The organism is Granulicella sp. L46, assembly GCF_009765785.1.
Classification (GTDB): Bacteria; Acidobacteriota; Terriglobia; order Terriglobales; family Acidobacteriaceae; genus Granulicella.
In genome coordinates, this window is record NZ_LMUT01000025.1 from 288,900 (window position 1) to 313,743 (window position 24,844).

The 24,844-nt window shown below is 57.5% G+C and carries 16 protein-coding genes; 5 read left to right on the forward strand and 11 right to left on the reverse strand.

Annotation, left to right across the window (positions count from 1 at the left end):
• Positions 1 to 46: 46 nt before the first annotated feature.
• Positions 47 to 1,813: a hypothetical protein gene (locus GSQ80_RS21250; RefSeq protein ID WP_158789651.1), complete on the reverse strand. Its 1,767-nt coding sequence runs from the start codon at positions 1,811 to 1,813 to the stop codon at positions 47 to 49.
• On the reverse strand, positions 1,801 to 2,613 hold the full coding sequence (locus GSQ80_RS21255) for an ABC transporter ATP-binding protein (protein ID WP_158789652.1): 813 nt from the start codon (positions 2,611 to 2,613) through the stop codon (positions 1,801 to 1,803). The genes GSQ80_RS21250 and GSQ80_RS21255 overlap by 13 nt, the downstream gene beginning before the upstream one ends.
• A gap of 113 nt (positions 2,614 to 2,726) precedes the next feature.
• On the opposite strand from GSQ80_RS21255, the gene GSQ80_RS23550 reads away from it, so the two are divergent.
• Positions 2,727 to 4,424: a VOC family protein gene (locus GSQ80_RS23550; RefSeq protein WP_158789653.1), complete on the forward strand. Its 1,698-nt coding sequence runs from the start codon at positions 2,727 to 2,729 to the stop codon at positions 4,422 to 4,424.
• A 363-nt stretch (positions 4,425 to 4,787) separates the two neighbouring features.
• On the opposite strand, the gene edd is transcribed toward GSQ80_RS23550, so the two are convergent.
• Together edd and GSQ80_RS21270 are read right to left on the reverse strand one after the other, a co-directional pair.
• Positions 4,788 to 6,656, reverse strand: coding sequence for a phosphogluconate dehydratase (gene edd, locus GSQ80_RS21265; RefSeq protein ID WP_158789936.1), 1,869 nt, complete (start codon positions 6,654 to 6,656; stop codon positions 4,788 to 4,790).
• 195 nt (positions 6,657 to 6,851) lie between these two features.
• Complete coding sequence (locus GSQ80_RS21270; protein WP_158789654.1) at positions 6,852 to 7,508, reverse strand: bifunctional 4-hydroxy-2-oxoglutarate aldolase/2-dehydro-3-deoxy-phosphogluconate aldolase; 657 nt, start codon at positions 7,506 to 7,508, stop codon at positions 6,852 to 6,854.
• Between the two features lie 141 nt (positions 7,509 to 7,649).
• On the opposite strand from GSQ80_RS21270, the gene GSQ80_RS21275 reads away from it, so the two are divergent.
• Entirely contained in the window at positions 7,650 to 8,297 is a 648-nt protein-coding gene (locus tag GSQ80_RS21275) for a rhomboid family intramembrane serine protease (RefSeq protein WP_158789655.1), read from the forward strand.
• 799 nt (positions 8,298 to 9,096) lie between these two features.
• Here the strand turns inward: GSQ80_RS21275 and GSQ80_RS21280 are convergent.
• From GSQ80_RS21280 to GSQ80_RS21290, 3 genes are all read right to left on the reverse strand, one after another.
• Positions 9,097 to 10,419, reverse strand: a complete 1,323-nt coding sequence (locus GSQ80_RS21280; protein ID WP_371315750.1) for a sugar porter family MFS transporter — start codon at positions 10,417 to 10,419, stop codon at positions 9,097 to 9,099.
• Positions 10,420 to 10,646: 227 nt separating this feature from the next.
• Entirely contained in the window at positions 10,647 to 11,288 is a 642-nt protein-coding gene (locus GSQ80_RS21285) for a hemolysin III family protein (RefSeq protein WP_158789657.1), read from the reverse strand.
• Between the two features lie 44 nt (positions 11,289 to 11,332).
• Entirely contained in the window at positions 11,333 to 12,040 is a 708-nt protein-coding gene (locus GSQ80_RS21290) for a cyclodeaminase/cyclohydrolase family protein (protein WP_158789658.1), read from the reverse strand.
• 456 nt (positions 12,041 to 12,496) lie between these two features.
• Here GSQ80_RS21290 and alaC point away from each other — a divergent pair, with 456 nt between their 5' ends.
• The 3 genes from alaC (at position 12,497) to GSQ80_RS21305 (ending at position 21,342) form a co-directional block, all read left to right on the forward strand.
• Complete coding sequence (alaC, locus tag GSQ80_RS21295) at positions 12,497 to 13,678, forward strand: alanine transaminase (protein WP_158789659.1); 1,182 nt, start codon at positions 12,497 to 12,499, stop codon at positions 13,676 to 13,678.
• Between the two features lie 884 nt (positions 13,679 to 14,562).
• Complete coding sequence (locus GSQ80_RS21300; protein WP_158789660.1) at positions 14,563 to 18,804, forward strand: Ig-like domain-containing protein; 4,242 nt, start codon at positions 14,563 to 14,565, stop codon at positions 18,802 to 18,804.
• A 354-nt stretch (positions 18,805 to 19,158) separates the two neighbouring features.
• On the forward strand, positions 19,159 to 21,342 hold the full coding sequence (locus tag GSQ80_RS21305) for an IPT/TIG domain-containing protein (protein ID WP_158789661.1): 2,184 nt from the start codon (positions 19,159 to 19,161) through the stop codon (positions 21,340 to 21,342).
• A 258-nt stretch (positions 21,343 to 21,600) separates the two neighbouring features.
• Here the strand turns inward: GSQ80_RS21305 and GSQ80_RS21310 are convergent, their stop codons facing one another.
• The 4 genes from GSQ80_RS21310 to GSQ80_RS21325 are packed head-to-tail and all read right to left on the reverse strand — an operon-like array spanning position 21,601 to position 24,817.
• Complete coding sequence (locus tag GSQ80_RS21310) at positions 21,601 to 22,266, reverse strand: FkbM family methyltransferase (protein ID WP_158789662.1); 666 nt, start codon at positions 22,264 to 22,266, stop codon at positions 21,601 to 21,603.
• A 43-nt stretch (positions 22,267 to 22,309) separates the two neighbouring features.
• On the reverse strand, positions 22,310 to 22,738 hold the full coding sequence (locus GSQ80_RS21315; RefSeq protein ID WP_158789663.1) for a VOC family protein: 429 nt from the start codon (positions 22,736 to 22,738) through the stop codon (positions 22,310 to 22,312).
• Positions 22,738 to 22,986: an acyl carrier protein gene (locus GSQ80_RS21320; RefSeq protein ID WP_158789664.1), complete on the reverse strand. Its 249-nt coding sequence runs from the start codon at positions 22,984 to 22,986 to the stop codon at positions 22,738 to 22,740. Before GSQ80_RS21320 ends, GSQ80_RS21315 begins: the two co-directional genes overlap by 1 nt.
• On the reverse strand, positions 22,952 to 24,817 hold the full coding sequence (locus GSQ80_RS21325) for an HAD family hydrolase (RefSeq protein ID WP_158789665.1): 1,866 nt from the start codon (positions 24,815 to 24,817) through the stop codon (positions 22,952 to 22,954). Before GSQ80_RS21325 ends, GSQ80_RS21320 begins: the two co-directional genes overlap by 35 nt.
• Positions 24,818 to 24,844: the final 27 nt, after the last annotated feature.

The following is a 24,844-nucleotide window of genomic DNA, read 5'->3' on the forward strand; positions in this document are numbered from 1 at the left end:
TAAGAACTAAGAACTAAGAACTGAGAACTGAGAACCCAGAACGGGCCTAAGCCGCCTTACACAACTCCAGCAGCAACTCCTCGCGATGATCCAGCGCGAACCGATCGATGGTCTTCAAACTCTGCAAATAGAACCCAACGCCCACCGCCGCGAACACCGCAAAGATAGGCACCAGCGCCCACAACGCATGCAGCCAGAAGCACAAGAAGAAAATCCCCGCCGCCACACCCGACGACACCATCAGCACCGCCATCGCAATCAGGCCGCTGACCTGCGACGCCTGCCGCCGCATCGCCTTCTGCAAATCCATCTTCTTCGGCGAAGTAATCGACCGCTGGTTGCCGAAGATCATATTCACCGCCAGCGTCCCCACGGCCCAAAAGATCGCGGCGACCGCCGTCTGCAACGAAGGCACCCCCGCCATATAGCTGACGATCACGAAGATCAGCACGATCTCCACCCCCGCCATCGCCGATCCCAGCAGGTTCTTCGCCAGCAGAATATCCCGCATCCTCACCGGCGCCATAAAGTAAAACTGCGCACCCGTCGTCTCCATCCCCAGCGAGTTATAACTCAGCGGACAGATCGCCAGCAGCGTGTACGCGACAGCCACAGGAAATACCCATATCGAACCCGTACTTGACCGTGTCGCAAACTTGCCCGCAAAGATCAGCACCAGGAAGATCGGCATCACCAGCCCATACAGAATCCCCGTATTCCGCCGCACATACAGAATTTCCTTGTTCAGCACGGCCTCAATCACCGCCCACACCCGCGCTCCGCCAGCAACCGCAAATTCGTTCGCCGCAGCCGCCGTCGTCCCCACCGCAGCCACGCTCACGGGAGCAACCGCTGTTCCACCCGAAACCCTCAAGGCCTTCGTCGTCTTCCTCGCAACCACACTAGCCCCATCCGACAGATTCTCACCGCGGAATTCCGTCCGCATCCGCAGCGCAAACACCAGCAGGAACAGTCCCGCCCAAAGCGACGCCGCCACCGTATATCCCGCAAACCCCACAACCGACGCCTGGTTCGCCTTCGTCAGCGACGAGCTCGCCAGCTCTGGAGGCAGTGGCTTCAGCCACGGCTGCGCGCGCGCAATCAGCGGCCCCACAAACCCAAACCGCTGCTGCGACACGGCATACGCGTGCGTCCGGTGGTTGTGGTTATACGCCGGGTTGAACGTAAAATTCGCCCACTGAATTCCCAGCGACCCCATAAAAATAATCGCCGTAAATACCTCGCGCGCGCGCCGCGTCGACAGCCACCGATCCACCCACGCAAAGATCATCCGCGAGAACAGCACATTCGTCGCTGCAAACACCGCCATCGCAATCAGCGCATACACCCACAGCCTCGGCGCCGCCACCCCAATCCCCACCGCCACCGACAGCGACGTCAGCGTCCCCGCCACATTCGCCGGCGTCAGCAGTCCGAAGAACAGCCGTATCCCCACATACGTCTCCACCTTCAGCGGGAACCGAATCAGCTGTGTCGGATCAAACGTAGTCGTCGGCTGCCCCAGTTGAATATTCAGCAACTGGCAAAGCAGAAAAATTCCCCACAGCAGCCACGTAATCCACGCCAGGTGTCCCTTAGCGACAAAGAAGTAAGCCGCAAAACCGGCCCCCACCACAAACGCGAGCACCATCCCCAGGAACAGCACCGACAGCAGCACCATCCCCACCATCTCGCCGACGCCACCCTTGCGCCGATAGCCGTTGCACATAATCCGCCAGCGCAGCCACGCAATCGCCCCAAACTGCGCCCGTGTCTGTGCCGCCGTCCACCCACCCCGCTCTAGCTCAGCCATGTCAGCTCCTGTTCCGGATGCGCAGTCTCCCCCGCCTCGCCGCCCACCACGTTCAGAAAAATCTGCTCCAGTGTAATCCGCGCCTGCGGATCGCCCTCGGCCCCCGGCGTCAACCTTGCCTGGACACCCGCCCTCAACTCATCCAACGACTCATTCGCCACAATATGTCCGCGATTAATAATCGCAATGTGCGAGCAGAGCCGCTCCACAATCTCCAGCACATGCGACGTCAAAAAGATCGTCGCTCCCCGCGCGATCATGCTCTGCAACATCGTCTTCAGCGTATTAGCGGCAATCGCGTCGACGCCCTCAAACGGCTCGTCCAGAAACAGCACCTTCGGCCCATGAATCACCGCCGCCGCCAGCGCCAGCTTCTTTCCCATCCCATGCGAGTAGTCCGCAATCAATTTCTTTCCCTGGTCCGCCAGCCCCATAAACTCCAGCAGCTCGGTCGACCGCGCCTCCGCCGTCACCTTCTCCAACCCATACATCCGCCCCACAAACAGCAGATACTCGCGAGCCGTCAGCTTGCCAAACAGCGCCATGCCCTCCGGCACCACGCCAATCAACCGCTTCACCTCCACCGGGTTATAAAACAAATCCTGCCCCAGGATCTGGATCGACCCCGACGTCGGCGCCAGCAGCCCCGTCAGCATCTTAATCGTCGTCGATTTCCCCGCACCATTCGGCCCAAGAAATCCAAAAAACTGCCCAGGTTCTACTGCAAGATCAATATGATCGACGGCCGTAAACCCGTCGAAACTGCGTGTGAGCGCGTGAGCCGCGATAGCAGGAGCCATGATTGCCGAGTGTACCAGCCACCCCCACAACCATCACCACCCCGAGATATGCTTTTCCGTCCTTCTCTACGCTCTACCCTCTATCCTCTACACTCGGTCTTAGAGGTCCCTTTATGCCTGCACAGCCCATCGTCGGTCTCCATCACGTCACCGCCATCGCCTCCGACCCCCAGGCCAACCTCGACTTCTACACCCAGGGCCTCGGCCTCCGCTTCGTCAAGCGCACCGTCAACTTCGACGACCCCGGCACCTACCACTTCTACTTCGGCGACGACGCCGGCTCCCCCGGCACCATCCTCACCTTCTTCCCCTGGCCCCGCGCCAGTCGCGGTACTGCCGGCGCCGGCGAAGTCACTCACACCGCCTTCAGCATCCCCGCCGCGTCCCTCGCCTACTGGGAGCAGCGCCTCGTCGACCTTCACATCCCCTTCACCCGCAGCCCCCGCCGCTTCGACGAAGAAGTCCTCACCCTCGCCGACCCCGACGGTATGAAGATCGAGCTAGTAGCTCACTCCAAAGCCGCCACCGCACACCCTCCGCGCTTCTCTGACGTCCCGGCCGAGCACGCCGTCCGCGGCTTCTTCGGCGTCACCATGCTCCAACTCGACGCCACCGAAACCGCCGCCACGCTCGCCTTCATGGGCTTCCAGCAAATCGCCGCAGAAGGGAATCGCCTCCGCTTCGCCTCGCCCGCCGACTCCTCCGCTCTAGGCAACCACATCGACATCCTCGTCGACCCGCAAGCCAACTTCGGTCGCTCCGGCGCCGGCTCCGTCCACCACATCGCCTTCCGTGCCGCTAACGATGAATCCCACCTCGAGTGGCGCACCACCATCACCGAACATCTTCCCGCCACCGAAGTCCTCGACCGCGAATACTTCCACTCCATCTACTTCCGCGAGCCCGGCGGCGTCCTCTTCGAACTAGCCACCGACAACCCCGGCTTCGCCATCGACGAGCCCCTCGAGTCCCTCGGCGAACGTCTCTGCCTTCCCCCCTGGTTCGAATCCCGCCGCCCCGAACTCGAGCAGCGCCTCGCCCCCATCACACTCCACAAAATTACTTCCGCCGCCACCACCTCCAGCGCTCCAGAAACTGCCATCGCTGACCGGGTGCCCCCTCCGTCCGCGTCTTCGCCGACGAGCATGAAAGACAATGCCAGCGACCCTCACGCCAACGGCGAACTCTATCGCGCCGGCGCACCTCTCGATCAAGCCACCGCCGCCGTCATCCTTCTCCACGGCCGCGGCGGAGCCGCCCGCGACATCCTCACCCTCTCCCGCGCGCTCGCCCCCGCCAACTCTCCCATTGCCTTCCTCGCACCGCAAGCCGCCAACTCCGCTTGGTATCCCCAATCCTTCCTCGCCGACCGCGAAACCAATCAGCCCTTCCTCGACTCCGCCTTAGCCCGCGTCCATTCCATCGTCGACCTCATCTTGGCAGCCGGCATTCCCCTCGGCCGCATCGTCCTCGCCGGCTTCTCCCAAGGCGCCTGCCTGGCCACCGAGTTCATCGCCACCCACCCCGCCCGCTACGCCGGCCTCATCGCCTGGACCGGCGGCCTCATCGGCCCCCCCGACTCCAATCTCACCCACTCCGGAGACCTAGCCGGCACCCCGGCCCTCTTCGCCAGCAGCGACCCCGACGCCTGGGTCCCCTGGCCCCGCGTAGAAGAATCCGCCAAAATCTTCACCGCCATGGGCGCGCAAGTAACCCTCCGCCGCTACCCCGACAAGCCCCACTCCGTAAGCGGCGAAGAGATAGAACTAGGCCGCAAGCTAATAGAAAAAGCCCTCACCTCCACGAAATAAGCAGCCGCCTTTGCTGTTGCCGTTGCCCTAGCTTTTCTTTCTGTCATTCCCTCTGGGAATCTGCTTCTTCTGTTGCCCTCGCCGCCGCTGCCCTTGCATTTGTCCTTGCCTTTCTGGCTGTCATTCCGAGCGCAGCGAGGAACTTGCTTCTCGCTCGCGCAGCGAGCGCCCGTTCTTCTCTCCCATCATCACGTCATCTCGACCGAAGCGCAGCGCAGCGGAGAGACCCCTGTATTGGCTCTTGCCCCTGTCCTCGCTCTTGCCGTTGGTGTTGCCTTCGCTGTTGCTGTTGCACCTGAGATAGGTCCGGGCTTCAGCCCGGACATCCACGCAACGCCCAAACATGGGCTTTAGCCCCGGGGACTACCTCGTCGCCCCGCCACGATCCAAACTGTCGCCGTCCGCGGAGGACCGCAACAGCTCCGCAAAAATCGTCCCACCCTCATCCGCGCGACTAACCGTCCGCCGAAACACACTGAACAACTCCCGCCCCACGCCATACTGCATCGCCGAAAGATCCGCACGCATCGCCTCGCGCGCCTCCCACTCCTCCGCCTCCACCAGCGCCGTCAGCTCTCCCGTATTCGAATCAATCCTTACCCGATCCCCATCCCGCAACTTCGCAATCGGCCCACCCTCCGCCGCCTCGGGCGTCAAATGAATCGCCGACAACACCTCACCCGACGCGCCCGACAACCGCCCATCCGTCACCAGCGCCACCTTGAACCCAGCGCTCTGCACCGCCTGCAGCGGCGGCAGCAGCTTATGCAACTCCGGCATCCCATTCGCCCGCGGCCCCTGAAACCGCACCACCACAATCACATCCCGGTTCAGCTCTCCCGCCTTGAACGCCTTCTGCACGCACTCCTGGCTATGGAAGATCGTCACCTCTCCCTCAATCACATGAAGATCCGGTGCAATCGCCGACGTCTTCACAATCGCCTTACCCAAATTCCCCTCGAGCACGCAAAGCCCACCGCGCACATCGAACGGCGCACTCACCGGCCGCAGAATCTGCTCGTCTTTACTGACCCCATCGCCAATCCGCCACCCAACCTCTTTCGCATCCGTCAGAAACGCGACGTCTGTATACCGTTGCAGCCCCGGCCCCGCGACAGTCTGCACATTCTCGTGCGCGAGCCCAGCATCCAGCAACTCTCCAATCAAAAATCCCATCCCACCCGAAGCATGAAACTGGTTCACATCGGCCTTCCCATTGGGATACACCCGCACCAGCAGCGGCACCACGTTCGCCAGATCCTCAAAGTCGCTCCACTCCAGCCGAATCCCCGCCGCGGCCGCCATCGCCACCAGATGAATCGTATGGTTCGTCGACCCGCCCGTAGCCAACAGCCCCACAATCCCATTCACAAACACGCGCTCATCCAGCAGTTGCCCCACCGGCATATATTCTTTGCCCAGCGCCGACATCGCCATCGCGCGCCTTACCCCAGCCCGCGTCAGCGCATCCCGCAACGGCGTATTCGCGTTCACAAATGACGACCCCGGCAGATGCAGCCCCATCATCTCCATCATCATCTGGTTCGTATTCGCCGTCCCATAGAACGTGCAAGTCCCCGGCCCGTGATACGACTTCGACTCCGCCTCAATCAACTCCTCGACCGTCACCAGCCCCTTCTCAAAATCCCGCCGCATATACTTCCGCTCATCATTCGAGAACCCACTCGTCATCGGTCCGCTAGGCAGAAACACCACCGGCAGATGCCCAAACGAGAGCGCCGCAATCACCAGTCCCGGCACAATCTTGTCGCAGATCCCCAGCATCACCACCGCATCGAACGTCTGGTGCGACAGCGCCACCGCCGCCGACATCGCAATCACATCCCGCGAGAACAGCGAAAGCTCCATCCCCGTCGCCCCCTGCGTAATCCCATCGCACATCGCCGGAACGCCGCCCGCCACCTGCGCCACGCCACCGGCCTCACGCGCCGTCGTTCGTATCAACTCCGGAAACCGCTCATACGGCTGATGCGCCGACAGCATATCGTTGTACGCCGTCACAATCGCAAGATTCCCCGCATCCCCCGCGCGCAACATCGCCTTGTCTTCTGCACCGCAAGCCGCAAACCCATGCACCTGGTTCGCACATCCCAGCACCCTTCGCGAAGGTGTCACGCTAGCGGCAGCAGCAATCGCCTCAAGATAACGCCGACGCGTCCCCACGCTCCGCTGAACGATTCGCTGCGTAACCTCTTCCACGCGGGAATTCATGATGCTCACGAGTCAATCCATCACGCGCACCAAGGCGCGTCCAACCCAGCTACCGGTTGGTTTCATGGCTAGATTGTAGTCGCTTACCCCAAGGGAAATCGTGACGCCACACACCGCAAGCCCACCAAAATCCTGCACCCCAATTTCGAAGCGCGAACTCCAACGGAGAACGAACAACTGAGAACGAACAACCCTCTACGCCGCTCCCCGCCCCCGAAACTCCCGCACAATCGCCATATACTTCCGCGCGGTCTCGGTCACCACCTCCGGCTTACCCGCAGCCATCGCCTTCGCGTCCACCAAATCCGACCCCACTCCCAAAGCAAATGCCCCCGCCTCTAAAAACTCCTTCGCCGACGCCAGCGACACACCCCCCGTAGGAATCATCTCAATCTGCGGCAACGGCCCCTTCAACGACACCAAATACTTCGCCCCACCCATCGCCCCGGCAGGGAAGACCTTCACCACATCCGCCCCCGCCTCCCACGCCGTCACAATCTCGGTAGGCGTAAGCGCACCCGGCAGCACCGCAACCGACACTCGCCGGCACAGCGCAATCGTCTTCAAGTTCAGCGCCGGACTCACCACAAACTGCGCTCCCGCCCCAATGCATCGCTCTGCCGTCTCCGGATCCAACACCGTCCCCGCCCCCACCAGGATCTCTGGCCGCTCCTTCACCAGCCGCGCAATCACCTCCACCGCCCCCGGCACCGTCATCGTAACTTCGAGCACGTTCACCCCGCCCGCCGCCACCGCCTCCGCCAGCGCAATCGCCTTCTCCACCGAAGCCGCCCGCAACACCGGCACCAGCCCCGTCTCCTGCAACCTCTTCAAAACCGCAGCCTTTTCCATAGCAATAAACCTACCACCGCCACCCCGCCCAAGTCCGTGACTTCGGCCCCATCGCATACTTCGCATCAACCCGCTTCTGATACTCTTCGGCAAAGCCCTTTGGAGGAGCACAGCGTGGGAGGCTTGATCCCTTTAGGAGACGTGTCGAGGCGCCGGGTCCACTTTCCCATCGCCACCGTCGTCATCATCGTCCTCAACCTTCTTGTCTGGTTCCTCGAACTCCAGGGCGGCGACACGTTCGTCTACCAATGGGCCGCCGTCCCCGCCTACATCCGCTCCGGCAACGGTCTCATCACTCTCATCACCTCCATGTTTCTGCACGGAAGCTGGTCTCACATCCTGGGCAACATGATCTTCCTTTGGGCCTTCGGTCCCGCGATGGAAGACGCCATGAACCCCTTCAGCTTCTCCGTCTTCTATCTCCTCGGCGGCCTCATCGCGATGTTCGCCCAGGTCGCCGCCTCGCCCGGCTCCTACGTCCCCACCCTCGGCGCCAGCGGTGCCATCGCCGCCGTCATGGGAGCCTTCCTCGTCACCTATCCCCGCGACCGCATCCGCTCCCTCTTCTTCTTCTTCCTCTTCATCCGCATCACGTATATCCCGGCGATCCTTCTCATCGGCTTCTGGTTCCTCATGCAGCTCGTCAACGTAGGCGCCGTAGCTAACGTCCAGCACGGAGGCGTAGCCTACATGGCGCACGTAAGCGGCTTCCTCTTCGGAGCTCTCACCGTCAAACTCTTCCGCCGCAAGCAACCCACCTTCGCCCCCCCCAACGCCTGGCCCCGCTAGCGTCTCCCACGCCCCCATTCCGCGGGCGAAACCGCTCTCAAAACTTTCCCCAACGCTCCGTCATTTCGACCGCAGCGCACCTGCAATAGAGCTCGTCATTTCGACCGCAGCGCACCCGCAATAGAGCTCGTCATTTCGACCGAAGCGCAGCGCAGTGGAGAAACCCCTGCATTGGTTTTTGCTCTTGCAGTTGTTCTCGCCGTTGTCTTTGCCTTTCTGTCTGTCATTCCCTCCGGGAATCTGCTTCTTCCGTTGCTGTTGCCCTTGTCCTTGCCTTTCTTTCTGTCATTCCCTCCGGGAATCTGCTTCTTCCGTTGCTGTTGCCCTTGCCGTTGCCTTTCTTTCTGTCATTCCCTCCGGGAATCCGCTTCTCCGTTGCTGTTGCCGTTGTCTTTGCTTTTCTGGCTGTCGTTCCGCAGCGAAGCGAAGGAATCTGCTTCTTCCTTTGCCGTTGCTTTTGCTCTTGTTTTTCTGTCTGTCATTCTGAGCGCAGCGAAGAACCTGCTTCTCGCTTGCAAAGCAAGCGCCCGTTCTTCCCCCGCCATGATCCAGGTACCCCGAGGCTTCAGCCTCGGGTCTCATAGCTAATAAGCAAAAGGAGGGCTTTAGCCCCAAGGTATGCCCTTGCACCTGAGATAGCCCCGGGGACTGCCTCCTATTAACACTCAACGAGCCAAAAAGCCGGGTGCCCCATCCATACGCGCACTTGCGGACGGGGTGGGAACGATGAATTTCCCCGTAGCCAACAATCCAACTAGCTAAAGTCGAAAACTAACAACCAAGAACTAACAACTGAGAACTACTTGATCCCAAACCCCGCCTGAATCTGCTCCAACGTCCGCCCCTTCGTCTCCGGATACACAAACAGCACCACAAAAAACTGCACCGCCATCATCCCCGCAAAAAACACAAACGGCAGCGCATGACTCTTCGCCGCAATATACGGAAACACCCCCGCAATAATCGCATTCATAATCCAATGTGACGACGACCCCACACTCTGTCCCTTCGACCGCACCCGCGACGGAAACACCTCCGCGATATAAACCCAGATCACCGACCCCTGCGAGATCGCGAAGAACACAATGAACAGCATGAAGCAACCCATCAGCAATCCCTGATGCGAATTCGTATAGAACACCCATGCCACACCCGACAGCGCCACCACCATACCCACCGACCCAATCAGCATCAGCGTCTTCCGCCCCAGCTTGTCAATCAAACTCATCCCCAAAAACGTAGCCAGCAAATTCACCAGTCCCACGCCAACCGTCTGCAGCGCAGCCGAGCTCGAACTAAATCCCGCCGACGCAAAAATCGAGTTGGAGTAATACAGCAGTGCATTGATCCCCGACAGCTGGTTGAACAGCCCAATGGATACCGCGAGAAACAGAGGCAGCGCATACCTCTTCGTAAACAGCGGCTCCGCCTTCACGCCTCTCTCCAAATGCACCGAGTCAATAATCTCCTTCAACTCCTCCTCAGAGTTGGGCGACCCCATCAGCCGCAACACCTCCAGAGCCTCATCCGTCTGGTTCGTCGTTACCAACCACCGCGAGCTCCGAGGAATCCCATACAACATCACGAGGAACAGCACCGAAGGCACAATCGCCACCGCAAACTCCCACCGCCACTGCCTCGCTCCCAGGTGCTGCGTCACGATAAGGAAGTTCGATAAATAAGCCAGCAATATTCCAACCACAATATTGATCTGGAACAACCCCACCATCCGCCCGCGCCACTTCGCCGGAGCCAGCTCCGCGATATACACCGGCCCCAGCACGCTCGATCCGCCAATCCCCAACCCACCCACAAACCGCGCCACCATCAGCGCATCCCAGTTCCAGGCAAACGCGCACCCAATCGCCGAGATCAAATAGAGAAACGCCATCACCCGCAGCGCCTCGCGCCCCCCAATCTTCTGCCCCAGCACCCCAGAAGTCATCGCCCCGACAATCGTTCCCGCGAGGCCAATCGACACCGTCAACCCCAGCGTCCAAGGCGTCAGATGAAAGACCTGACTCAACTGGTCCGTCGTGCCGGCGATCACGGCCGTATCAAACCCAAACAACAACCCACCCAGAGCCCCCACCACCGTAGCCTTCGCCAGATATCGATTCAAAGCCCATCCCTCGTCTGCGACTACAACCATATCCGGCGCCACCCAAATCCGTACAGGAAAGCCCACTCACGTTCGCGAGAGCCCCGTCGTGTCCCTCGCCGTCCGCACGACCTGGGTCATTTCACCCACCCTCCGACAACTTCACGCAAACGTGTGTCCCGAAACCAGGCTAAACACGTCGCTGCGTAACCCGAAACCGGGCTAAGTCTGTCGAAAAACACCCGAATTCACGGCCGCGGCGGCACCACGTAGAACAAAATCGCAAAATAATGAGCCACACTTCCAGCCAAAACAAACAAATGCCACACCATATGAAAATAGCGCAGCCGGTCTAAAGCAAAGAAAACAATGCCCAAACTATACAGAACCCCTCCAGCCACCAACCAAGCCAACCCATGCCCCCCAATAGCGTGATAAAGCGGCCGAATGGCGAACACAATCACCCACCCCTGCAGCAAATACACCACCGCCGAAGCCACCGCAAACCGCTCAATCAAAAGACTTTTGAACACCACCCCAGCAACAGCCAACGTCCACACAAACCCGAACAACGTCCATCCCACGCTGCCCCGCAACGACACCAGCGTGAACGGCGTATAAGTCCCCGCAATCAGCAAATAAATCGCCGAATGATCCAAAATCTGAAACACATGCCGCGCCCGCGTAACAACCAGCGAGTGATAAAGTGTTGAAAATAAATAGACGATCACCAGCGTAGCGGAGAACACCGAACAACTAGCCACCACCCACGCATCGCCCCGAGTCGACGCATGAATGAGGTAAATCGCTCCCGCAATAGCCAAAAACAGCCCAATACCATGCGAAATCGCATTCGCAAGAATGTCCCCAAGAGCAATTTCTGTTTTCACCCGATCATCATAGTCCGGGCAAGCTTTGAGGTCTGTGACGGGCTTTAATGAGCAGAATTGGCTGAAATATCGCTTAATTCCTCAGCAGTACGAGCCTGATAGGCCCGTGCAATCGCTTCATGAATCGCGCAGGAAGATCGCTCCAACTCAATTCGCTCCTGCTGCAAAGCCGCCCGCATTCCTTCGTCCGAAAGGAGAAAAACATTGGCAACCACGTTGAGAAGTACAGCCTCAACCGCAGCTTTCATGAGTATTGCTCCCCCAAAGACATCCGTTAGCAAATGATGATCCGAAATCTTCACCGCTCGTTCTGCTTGCGCCAAGGCCACACAAATCTCCTTGGCGGATGCGATAGGAATCCGAGTTGCGTGCAGGATGGCTGTTTCCATTGCCGCATTGCGCAAGGTTTTCTCTTCTTCGGTCGTCCGAGGTAGGGAACGGGCTACCAAATAGTTCCGGAAAGCTTGGGAGTCATCGTCGGCAAAGCCGCTCATCGACACGAGAGTGGAGTTGATCCTTTCGCATAACTCCATAAGAGCCTCGCGTCGAGGAACATCTTCCCCGGAACGCTTTAGCGAAATGCTCGCACCTTTATGCACCAAAGCCAGGCCCAGCGTTGCGGTGAAGATAGAGATTGAACCTCCTCCAGGCGTAGGGCTTAGGGAAGCGGTGAGATCGCGCACTTGGGTGGCGTTCAACGCCCAGATGGATGTGGGAGTCTCGCCCAATGAACGAATGTGCAAGCTGGACATGGCTTCGATTATGCCGCATTTGCAGAAAGCCTGTCCGGGGTTACAGCCAGCTGCGCGTGGAAGGTCACGCGATGGCAAACACATTTCCGGGAGCATATCGTCAACCTGGAAACCGGTGCGCTGGAGGTGGACTTAGCTGAGCTTCGGGTTACAAATCGACTGCTTGAGCCTGGTTTCGGGTAGCGGAAATCGTGGGAACGAGTCAGGGCTCCTTGATAGGTGTTTTCGTCGGCCGCGTAGTGGCCGCCTTGAGCGGCCCGGCGGTTGCCGATGTGATGGGCGGCCGTCTTGTACGTCGCATCATTGGAGTCAATAGGGCCACCTTGCCTGAAGGAGAAGGAACGTCAGGTAACATCGATGAAGTTTGGAGTTTAGGCTGTCATCCAGATAAGACTCTGTATCACGTGTTGGCGGGTGCGGTTGGAGATACCGGACTCGGAGAAAGTGGAATTTGCAATGGAAGACTTTAGACGGCTGGCGCGCCTGCCGGCGTATGTGTTCAACGTCACTGGGGACCTAAAGGCCGCCGCACGTAAACGCGGTGAAGACATCATCGACTTCGGTATGGGCAATCCGGATGGTGCGACGCCGAAGTTCATAGTCGACAAACTGATCGAAGCTTCGCAACGAACGACGACACACCGGTACTCGCTCTCTCGCGGCATACCTCGTCTGCGCGCTGCAATCTGCAACTGGTACAAGAGGCGTTACGATGTCTCGCTAAACCCTGAGACAGAAGCGATCGTGACCATTGGATCGAAAGAGGGCATCGCTCACCTATGCCTGGCCGTGCTCGATGATGACGATACGGTTGCCGTACCAAATCCAAGTTATCCGATCCATATCTTCGGTCCGGTGATCGCAGGCTCGAAGGTCCAGAGCATCGCGATGGATGAAACGGATCAATCCACCCTGATCGAGAAGCTGGAATACGAGCTGCCGCGGATGCAACCTCGGCCAAAGATCCTGATTCTGAACTTCCCTGCGAATCCGACCACGGCCTGCGTTGAACTCTCATTTTTCGAACGGCTAGTGCCCCTCTGCAAAGAGTTGGGCATCTACCTGGTCCACGATCTTGCCTATGCCGACATCACATTCGATGGATACGTAGCGCCAAGTGTGATGCAGGTGCCGGGAGCCAAAGAGATCGCTGTCGAATTCTTTACCTTGTCGAAGAGTTACAACATGCCGGGATGGCGAGTTGGCTTTATGGTCGGGTGCCCGAAGCTTGTAGCGGCGCTGGGTCGCATCAAGAGCTACTTCGATTACGGGATGTTTACGCCGATACAGATCGCGTCGATTGCGGCATTGGAAGGTCCACAAGACTGTGTTGCGGAGATCCGCGACATCTACATGGCGCGCCGCGATGTGCTGGTTCCGGGACTCAATAAGCTCGGATGGCCGGTAGACCTGCCGAAAGCAACAATGTTTGTCTGGGCTCGTATTCCGGAGCAATATCGTTCCTCTGGGTCGATGGAGTTTTCGAAAAAACTGCTAGTTGACGCCAAGGTCGCGGTGAGCCCAGGCATCGGATTCGGTGATCATGGGGATCAACACGTTCGGTTCTCATTGATCGAAAACGAAGAGCGATCGAGGCAGGCGCTGCGAGGGATTAAGCAAATGTTCAAGGTGGGTTGACTCTGGCTTAAATGCGAGACGTCCCGGTACCACCATGTCTCCCTCGCGCTTTTTCATCCTAGCCTTAAGTAATAGACAGGTAACTGCGCTAAGGCGGCAGACCCCCGCTGCGTTTTGGATATGCTGCTGGATGCGCTGACAGAGATGTTCCAGGGACCGGAAGGTTGGAACCGCTAAAAAGTTGTCAATGGGGTCATGGCGACGAAATCGACCGAAGTGCATCATTCTAAAGTAAATAATAAATTCAAAAAGTTGGCATAGTTACCCTACTCAACTTGGTATTCTAGATAAGTAGAGATAGAGCGGGAGACCCTTCGGGGTCTCCCGTTTTGCGTTCGGGGGGAAAAGAGCTGAGATGACCTAAATCAGGGGCTAGATCGGGTGAGCTGCGGACGAGCGGATCTTTGGGTTCGATAGGACGGCTAAGGCCCCTTGCTGGGCCGTCAATGAGCTCCTTCACGGTCAAGAAACCCGGTTGAACCTATTGGAGGAGGGAGGTAGCGCTCTCATTTGCAATCAAAATCCAGAGAATCAATGAATTAGGTGGCAGCACATTGATTTTCATAGCAAGAAGATCCTTGGTCGAACGGGCGAATCGCCCCACGGCTAATCAGGTATCTATTGAATTAAAACAGGTTAGTTCCTGAATTACCTTCGAAAGCCGATTCGCTGATTACTCGCGGTTCTCAGAAGTTATGAACTGGTTAATTGTCGAAAAGGGCTCTTAGCGGGTCGAGCGCACTAACACTTTTGAATAGCTGTGGTACGGTCGATAGTAACTGCTTTTACAGTTACTATAGTGTCTTTTCGTAACAAAGACCTCGGAGAATAGTTATCACGGGAATAGTGCGGCGAAAGAGTTTTGCAAGGTTTAGAGGTGTGTCTTGACAATATTGAAATCGATTGGCCCGAACGCTGGGATTGCGACCCGCTCTCTCGACCAAATCTGCGACAGTCCAGCGGCGCGGATGCCAGTACCAAATATCATTGCAGTCCTTCCAAAGAGCATCGCCGCCGGAGCAAACGTCGCCGCGAACTCAGCCATTCGATTGAAGGCTCTCCTCGTTGTTATTGTTATGTTCCTCTTTACGGTGCCAGCATTCGCATCGGCTCCGGTTTGCATGTACCAAGACGTGCAATCAGGGCCAGCGACAGGCGGTGAAGGTGGTAACGGAATCTATCTGGATATCTACGGACTGAACTTCGGTGCTAGCCAGGGGAGTTCTACGGTCACAGTTAATGGAACTCCCGTAGCCCAATATCTCTACTGGGGTGCAGACCATACTGGAGACCGGCAGCAAATCGGTGTTCAAATTGCGAGCGGGACGACTGGCTCCGGCCAAATCGTCGTGACGACTCCTGGCGGCTCCTGCTCGAATCTGACCTTCACTGTTCGGAGTGGGCATATTTGGTTTATCGGGCCATCGGTTGATACTTCTGCTCCGGGAAATTGCTCGACAATGGAAGCAGCAAATTCGTATTCGACACCCTGGGGACTAACGAACTTTGCCAGCACGAACGAGGGCGACTACAACGACGCGACAATGCGGACGCCAGAGACCTACAACAATTGCCTAGCGTTGGGGGATACGCTTGTCTTTCTCAATGGGGTGAACTATCCCTACTTTGATGGAAACGGATGGCATGCTTCCTTAACGGTTGACTGGCCGGGAGCCACACCGTCATCGTTCGTCACCTACATGGCTCGACCCGGAGCTACCGCAACCCTTGGCGGGGAGGGCTGGTCTGATGCCGGGATTCGCAACAAAGCCGAGAACGCCTCCTACAACGTCTACTCAGGGCTAACTACTATCGGCGGGGAAATAGACGGGCATGGTGGATCAGGGATCGATGCCTACATTGGCGACCGCGTCGTAGGCAACACGATCGAATGTCCTGCGTGCTCCGGCCAGGCTGGAGCTATGGGCGGCGGGACGGGAACCATAGCTTTGGGAAACGCGCTGACGGGAATATCGACCGACCTAACGTACCTTCCCGGTGGCTCTGACAAGCAGTACCACGACGTTTACTTCCAAGGAAACGGCTTCGAGTTTGGCTGGAACCGAATTTACAACACGGCTGCCTATAACGGCTTCCAGATCAATGAGGACGGCTCAACAGGTTTCTACAATTTCGCCATCCACGATAACGACATTGCCGATGTGAACGGGAGCGGTATCAACCTGTCCGACATCGATCCATCTTCAGGATACGTTCAGGTTTATAACAACATCATCCATCACACAGGGGTCAGCGTTGCCAGCGATGGCTCAGGCGGTGATCCTCATAACTGCATCGCGGTCAAAGGCTACGGAAGCTCGACGGGAGTTGGAACGGCTGAGATTTACAACAACACGATGTATGACTGCAATTCCTATCTCAACACAGAGAACTCGTCCGCCGACTGCGCGATTCTGGTCTACAACGGCCAGACCAATGTCACGACCAATCTCGTGAACAACGTTGTATATCAACCCGCTTATACGAACACCGGCGCGCAGAATGTTTACATCTGCGGCGGCGGATCAGTCGGCACTGTCACAGGATCAAACAACATCTGGTACAGCGCCGCCACGCCCGGGAGTACGGCCTACGCTACTGCCGTTGGGACAATTGAGAACCCTCTCTACGTGAATCCCTCCGACGGAGCTTGGACGAACTACGAACTGCAAAGCTCGAGCCCTGCTCTTGGAGCGGGCATCTCTATAGGGCCGATCGAATTAGCGGGAATTAGTAATACTTATCTCACGTGGGACTTCACTAAAGTCCTCAGGCCGAGTCCGCCTTCAATCGGTGCGCTGGAGTCTGTTGGTACCTCATCGGGAGATGTGATTACGATTGATGTTTCGCCCAACCCTGCGAATCTGGGACAATCCGTCACGTTGACGTCCACGGTAGGCCAAACAGCCGGCTCACTTCCGACAGGCACGATCAACTTTATGAATGGGAGTGTTTCTCTCGGGCAAGCTTCACTGGATAGTGCAGGGACGGCCACCCTCACACTTTCAACGCTTTCTGCTGGTTCCTATGCGATCGTTGGGTCCTATTCTGGGGACCCGCACTACCCGGCGGGTCAATCGGCTGTTGCTCCTTTGCAAGTGGTCTCTACGACCGCCACAAGCCTGGTTGCGTCACCGAACCCGGTCACCGCAGGACAGACCCTGAACCTGGTGGCGACGGTGAGTGCTAGTGGAACCGCCTCGCTGTCTGGGACGGTCAACTTCATGAATGGGTCCACGGTGTTGGGATCCGGTAGCGTGAACTCCTCTGGCGTCGCAACACTATCCATCTCATCTCTTCCCGCCGGAACCTACAGCCTGACTGCGCGGTTTGTGGGGAATTCGAGCTTCGGGTCCAGTACATCGGCTGCAGCTTCGGTGACCGTAAATGCTTCAGCTGCGACGACCACGGCCACAAATCTGATTGCGTCACCGAACCCGGTCAGCGCAGGACAGCCCCTCAACTTGGTGGCGACGGTGAGTGCTAGTGGAACAGCCTCGTTTTCGGGGACGGTCAACTTCATGAACGGGTCCACGATGCTGGGATCGGCCACCGTAGGTTCATCCGGAGTCGCAACGCTGTCCACCGCGTCTCTGCCGGCCGGGACCTATAGCCTGACTGCCCATTATCAGGGAACTACAAGCTTGGGGGCGAGCACGTCGGCTGTAGCTTCGGTGACCGTAAATGCTTCAGCTGCGAAGACCACGGCCACGAGCCTGGTTGCGTCACCGAATCCAGTCAGCGCAGGTCAGACGCTGAACCTGGTGGCGACGGTGAGCGCGAGTGGCACCGCCTCGTTTTCGGGAACGGTCAACTTCATGAACGGATCCACGATGCTGGGATCGGGTAGCGTGAATTCTTCGGGAGTCGCAACGCTGTCCACCGCGTCTCTACCGGCCGGGACCTATAGCCTGACTGCCCACTATCAGGGAACTACAAGTTTGGGGGCGAGCACGTCGGCTGTAGCTTCGGTGATAGTAAATTCTTCAGCTGCGAAGACCACGGCCACAAGCCTGGTTGCGTCACCGAATTCAGTTAGCGCAGGTCAGACGCTGAACCTGGTGGCGACAGTGAGCGCTAGTGGAACAGCCTCGTTTTCGGGAACGGTCAACTTCATGAATGGATCCACGGTGCTGGGATCGGGTAGCGTGAGCTCCTCGGGAGTCGCAACGCTGTCCACCGCGTCTTTGCCGGCCGGGACCTATAGCCTGACTGCCCACTATCAGGGAACCACAAGCTTGGGGGCCAGCACATCGGCTGCGGCTTCGGTGACGGTAAATGCTTCAACCTCCACGACATCCATTGCCCTCGCCGCGACTCCGAACCCAGTTACCGAGGGCCAGGCGCTGATCCTTACTGCGACCGTGACTGAAAATGGAACGGCCGTGTCGACCGGGGCGGTCAGCTTTATGAATGGTTCCTCAGTCCTGGGAACCGCTGCTCTGAATTCGTCCGGTGTGGCAACACTGTCGATCACATCTCTCGCTGTCGGAACGTATAGTCTTACTGCCCAGTACCCCAGTGTTACCGGCAATAATCCGCAGGGATCGGGCAGCGCAAGCCCCGCATCGGCCACGGTATTGGTGACGGTCGACGCTGCAACCGCGCCGATCGTCCCATCTTTCAGCATGACCGTAAGCGGGAGTACCCCGAGCGTGTTAGCGGGGGGGACGGCAGTTTACTCGCTGGCAGTAACTCCAACCACGGGGACTACACTGCCCGCGATAACGTTCGCAGCCTCTGGTCTTCCGACCGGCGCCACAGCAACCTTTTCTCCAGCGATGATCGCTGCAGGCCGAGGTACGACAAACGTTACGCTGAGCATTCAGACTTCTGCGGCACAGTCGGCACGGCTGGAACGGACCAGGGAGTTGAACGGAGGACTACCCGTGGTGGCGCTCTGTCTATTGTTGCTACCCTTCGGGCGCAGCAGCAGACGTTTCGGCAAACGCCTAATGCGGCTCTCTAGCCTGGCGCTTTTGCTAGCCGGAGCAGCGTCGCTAATGGGTCTGACTGGCTGCGGCGCTGACGTCGCCCGCTCGACTGTCCAAAGTTACACGGTCACGGTGACTTCAGCTTCGGCGTCGGTGACGCAAACAGCGCAGGTCACACTCGCCGTCGAGTAAGAACTGGCAGGCAACATTCCCTTGCCGAAAACGCGCGGATAGATGTCCTGAAAACTTCAGGATTCTCTTCAGCGTGCTCGAGCCTCGACGCGAATATACTGTCTTTGCAAGCTGCGGAGTAACCTGCACACCTTGAACCAATAACAAGCAGATCAATCGTAACTTCCGAGCAAGAGCGTCGACTCTGAAACAGCGACGAACCGGGATGACCTTTGAGAAGGATTCCCGGTCCGCTCTTTTTATGAAAGGTGTGCTCTGTGCTGCTTCCTTCGCAGATGACATAAACTATGTGCTGCCACGAGCGCCGTTCACCCGTTGCAAAGCTTAGGACCTCGCACCGTGAGAACATCATCCATGGGTCATTTCAAGTGCATCTTCTTTGTCGCGACCTGCTTCGCGCTGCCTGGCATCTGGCGCAACGCTCCTGCGAGCTTTGAAGCCACCGATGACGCGATGGCCGCTGTTCCGGCAAGCATGATGGGTGTGCCTCGAAATAGCTTCGCAAGCAATGCTTCGGCGGCCCATACCTCGAACAAAACGCTGATAATGGCCTCCACCGTCCTATCTAGTCCGGGGTATGTGGTCATGACCGGAGCTGGCAGTCCGCTTGGAGCGTCCAACATTGCCACCAGGAAGAGCGAGACACGCGCCGTAGGTGACAAGAAGATTACTGCAAACTCAGCGTCTGGTCCCGCGTCGAATGGGGCGACGTTGCCCTCCTCCAGCCCTCTCATTCTTTACACTGACGTCACCTCAGGGCCGAACTCGGGAGGCGAGGGCAACAATGGGACCTATTTGACGATCTTTGGAGCTCATTTCGGCGCAACTCGGGGAACATCGACGGTAACCATAAACGGTCGAGCGGTAGCGCAATACATCCTGTGGTCCGATACCAAGATCGGCGTCCAAGTCGGCCATGTCTCATCCGGACCCATTGTGGTCTCCGAAGGAGGCTTAGCCAGTAACTCCGACAAGACCTTTACGGTTCGGAGTGGGCATATCTGGTTCATCGGGCCAGGAGTGGACAACTCAACGCCCGCGAGTTGCGCGACGATGTTGGCGGCGAACTCGTATTCGACTCCGTGGGGTTTGACAAATCACGCGAGCCACACAGAGAGCGACTATGACATGGCAAAAATGCGAACCCCGACGGTTTATGAGGGGTGCCTGCCAGAAGGCAGCACACTCGTATTCTTGAACGGTGTAAATTATCCCTATTTCGATGGGAATGGGTGGCACGCGTCACTGACTGTTGACGATCCATCCGCTACGTCCAGTTCATTCCTAACTTTCATGGCTCGACCTGGAGCTACCGCAATCCTTGGAGGAGAAGGTTGGTCTGATGTCGGCATTCGCAACAAAGCCGAACACACCTCCTACACGGTGTACTCAGGGCTCACGCTCATTGGAGGGGAGACGGACGGCGCTGGGGGTTCAGGGCTCGATGCCTATATTGATGATCGCGTCGTTGGCAACACGATAGAGTGTCCAGCCTGCGCTGGACAGGCAGGAGCTATGGGCGGCGCGACAGGTACCGTAGCCTTGGGAAACGTAATAACAGACGTGTCGGTTGACACCAAGCACCTTCCAAATGGTTCGAATAAGCAGTACCACGACGTTTACTTCCAAGGAAACGGCTTCGAGTTTGGTTGGAACCGAATTTACAACACGGGCGCCTATAACGGCTTCCAGATCAATGAGGACGGCTCAACAGGTTTCTACAATTTCGCCATCCACGATAACGACATTGCCGATGTGAACGGGAGCGGTATCAACCTGTCCGACATCGATCCATCTTCAGGATCTGTTCAGATTTATAACAACATCATCCATCACACGGGGGTGAGAGTAGCCAGTGATGGCGGGGAAGGTGATCCCCATTCCTGCATCGCGGTCAAGGGATACGGGAGTGCGACCGGGGTTGGCAGGGCTGAGATATACAACAACACGATGTATGACTGCAGTTCCTATCTCAACAATAATCCGAGCGCCACCGCGGCGTGCGCCGTGCTGATATACCCTAACCAACTGAATGTAACGACGAATCTTGTGAACAACATCGTGTCCCAGCCGGCCTACGCCGGGACATCAACTCAGAATGTCTACATTTGTGCCGGTGGATCGACAATCGGCACGCTTTCCGGATCGAACAACCTCTGGTACAGTCAGCGAGCTCCGCGGAGCTCGGGACCAGCAACCAGATATGGGACCATTGCGAATCCGCGGTTCGTTTCTACTACCGACTACCATCTGCAAACTGGAAGCCCTGCGATTGGAGCCGGTATTCCCTTTGCCGGTCTTACGCGGGACCTCGACGGGACGCTCCGCTCGATACATCCCGCGATCGGTGCTTATGAATATTCCAAAAGCGATAGCGCGGGGTTACCTTCTCCCGCAGAAGTTGCTGTAACTCCGGCCGCAGTTGCACCTTTCTTCAAAGGCAAGCATCGTGTCATTCTATTGATTGCCCTCGTTTCGATCATTCTGATCTGTATTGTTAGGGGCATACCAGCAGTTCGGACGGGTGGATCGAGATAGGTTTTTTGCCCTGGGCCGCTGAGGTGAATTTGGAGGGTCCCTTGAAAGGCGAAGCACGACCTGCTGCGGCGCGGCCGGCGAGCTACTCCGAACCTTGGCGCCTGGCATCGGTGACCTGCGCCCCTCGATTCGAGTAAACGCGAATATGATTTTGGGTTTGACGGAGCGCATTGGCAAAGTCTTCACGCAATTGGAGCGACCGCCGACGCTCGGCGAAAGCGGAATTCTGGGATCCGAAGGGTATTAGACTACCGCAGGTCAACGTGGCAGTATATACAGGGCATTCCCAAAGCTCAGGAGTCCATTCTTCCCTGCCCATAGCGAGTACAGCCCATGTAAGCGAAATCCAGCCTTGCCTAGCTGGGCGTGAAGATCCCACATCAGGGGCATTCCTTCGTAGACTGGGTCAAAGTAAACTTCGACGAATACTGAACGAACTGCCCGACGAGAGAACATTTCTTGCGCGCCATTGAACACACGATTCTCTGCGCCTTCCACGTCTACCTTCAAGATGTCAATGTTGGATATTCCGTGCTCGGAACAGAAGTGGTCAACCGTGTCAGTCTGGATTTCGATGGTCTTTCCCGTATGAGTTTCTCTCACTAGCAAAGAATTCGTGATGCTTGCCCCGCCAATATTAAGTGTCGTGGTCGCAATCTGATCGGAAAGCGCGAGGGGGACTGGATGAAACCGCTGGTCGGAGAGAGAGCGCGACAAAGATTCATAACTTGCAGGGAATGGCTCAAACGACCAAATCTCAGCGGATGGGAAGAGCTTCCGATAGGTTTTCGCTGTTTGTCCGACATTCGCTCCGACGTCGAAAATCACTTTTGCGTCGGGAATCAATCGCTGCTGATCGTCGTCTGAGTTCCAGGAACGATATCCAAGGGCTTTCTTAACCAAGGCTCTAAATTCACGCTTCATAACGTCCTCTTTGCCATTCAGGTTAGAGTTGCGTGGTGGCAGTTTATGTCTCAACCAACTCGAAGAGCTGGCGGGTTCGCGTGTAGAACCACGCAATTCGCCGGCCACCAAATGCCACTGCGGGCGCAGGCTTACCCAGCACGATACAGCCTTTACTTCTTACGTGCGCGAGCGCCCCGTCTAGATTGTTTGTCTCGAAGCACAGATGATAGGCGCCGCCGCCGTTCTTATTCAGAACCGTCCGTAGCGGCGAATCCTCTGTCAGCGGCGCGATCAATTCGATCTCCGCAACATCCGCGTCTGACTGCGTCATAAAATTGACGGTCACCTTCTGGATCGGATCATCGAATGGGCCCGAGATGACTCGGTACCCCAAAAGTGATTCGAACATGCTCGCCGCCGCGTCGATGTCCGGCACCGCAACCCCCACATGCAATAGCTTAAACGTCGGTTCCGGCGGCAATTCATTCATCAAAGCGTTGCCCCTTTTTGTTCCAAGGCTTGCAGGACTTTAGCCACCGTTGTCAGGTCGGGAATCTTCTGCGGATCAAACTGGACGCCATATTCGTCTTCAATCGAGAGAATCAACTGCAGGTGTCGAAAGGAATCCCATGTCTCCGCGGATTCCATGCTGAGCTCTGGGGTTACCTCGTCGCTGGAGATTTCAAGCGTGTCGGCAAAAATATCACGAAGTGACGATGGTATCTGCTGCGAACTCATACGTTGGATCTCCTTCGATAGTTAACCACGCTGGGCTTATCGGCATCCGTTCTGTCAGGTCCAGTCTATAGAAAATCGACCCTGCACCGCCCGATTCCGCAACTCTCTCAAACCCGTGCTGAGGATAAAAATCTGCGCACGGAGCATTTTTCTTGGACTCGACGTATTCTCCAATCAACCATTTTCCGCCCATCTTCGCGGCCCGTTGCGCCACAAGCGAAAGGAGTGCCGTCTCGATTCCACGGCCAATAACACGGCATGAGAGCAGGAAAGAGTCGATCACACATTGATCTCCGTCCTGGGCAACCAGCGCTAACCCCACCACCCCTGCATCGCCGAAACGGTCCCGGACCCGCACAGCCACTGCCTGTCCGCCAGCGGCTGTGGCGTAATGCTCCACCTGTGTGGCCGAGTGACGCCGGGTGGTTAGGTTGAACTGGTTGGTCTTCGCGAGTAGTTGTACCGATCGTGCCAACGGTGCATCGACCGCGCTCACAAACGTACAAATAATCCCAAGCGATTGTAAAAATTCGTCCCGGCTTGTTGTGGTGTCGCGCAGTGTATCCCGCTGAACCTGGGCCTCATACTCCTTCGATCGGTTTACATCGTCCTCGGTTATTGCCGCCGAATCGAAGAACCACTTGTCGGCAAGCATGGGCACCAATTCCCAGGGTTTGTCCGCCGGTGCCTGCACCACGGCGACCTCTGGAAGGTATTGCCTGATCGCCTCGCATTCCGTTGGACTATCATCCACAAACACAAACGAGTCCAGCCCAAGGGAGAGATCCTTTGCTAAATCACGCAACGCATCGGACTTCTCGTTCCAGCCGATCTTCTTCGCGACAAATGTGTCCAGCCGTACGGCAAGATCCGCTGCGCGAAACTGAAAGGCTTCCTCCACATCCGCCTCATTATTCTTCGATACCAGCGCCAGAAGAATTCCTCGCGCCCCGAGTTGCTTCAGGTATCGCTGATACTCCAGGTAACAGTTGCCGGGGAACGCACTGCCGGTCACAATTCCATGAGGGCCATCCTCGCCGAGCACGCCCCCCCACAGGGTGTTATCCAGATCCGTGCAAAGCACCTTTCGAGGTGCGCGAAACAGTACCGACATAGTCCGCACTAAACCCCGCGCATAGGTTTCGAATGCTCCTGCAGAAATGGGCAAGCGTGAGGCGAGAAAAAGACGTGCGTCCCTCCAGTTTGCACGTCCATACCGCGCAGCGATCTCGTCCACATCGAAAAAAACACAGTCGGAAACGGTAGTACACACCGCGAGCATCTGCCGGTTTAGTTCCTTCACCGCATTTACCAGGCTGTGCTTCAGATTCCCATCCCCGACCGGCCCCAGCGAGGTGTTATCGGGGACAACGCAACCCTGCACCACGAGGCGCCCGGCATTTCTGTCGCGGTAGGTGCGCAACATCTGCCCCACACGAGCGATTGAATCCGCAATCTCGGCTTCCACGTCCGTTCCGAGACCACTCGCGCACAAGTCTGGCAACCGTCCTGAAATTTCTTCAAGATCGAGTAGCACCAGCACGAGCTCTGCCTGAGAACGATCCAGGCTACTCTGTGGCGTCAGCATCTCGTCCATGTATGTGCCGTAGCCGCCAATTTCAATATCTAGCACGTAGCCTGCCAGCGCCGCCTCTACAGTCAGAAAAGGGAGTATCGGCTCCACAGTCACAGAGCGGACCACAAACGTTTTGAGCGGTCTGCATACTGCCTGCTTCACCAGAGCCACTCTCATGTTCCTGAGCGCGGACGCGCAGAACATGGTATCCGCCGGCCTTCTCGATTGCAGCAATTCCTGCGCATGTCGCAGCACGGCCCGCGCATCCTCGTTCCGGACAGC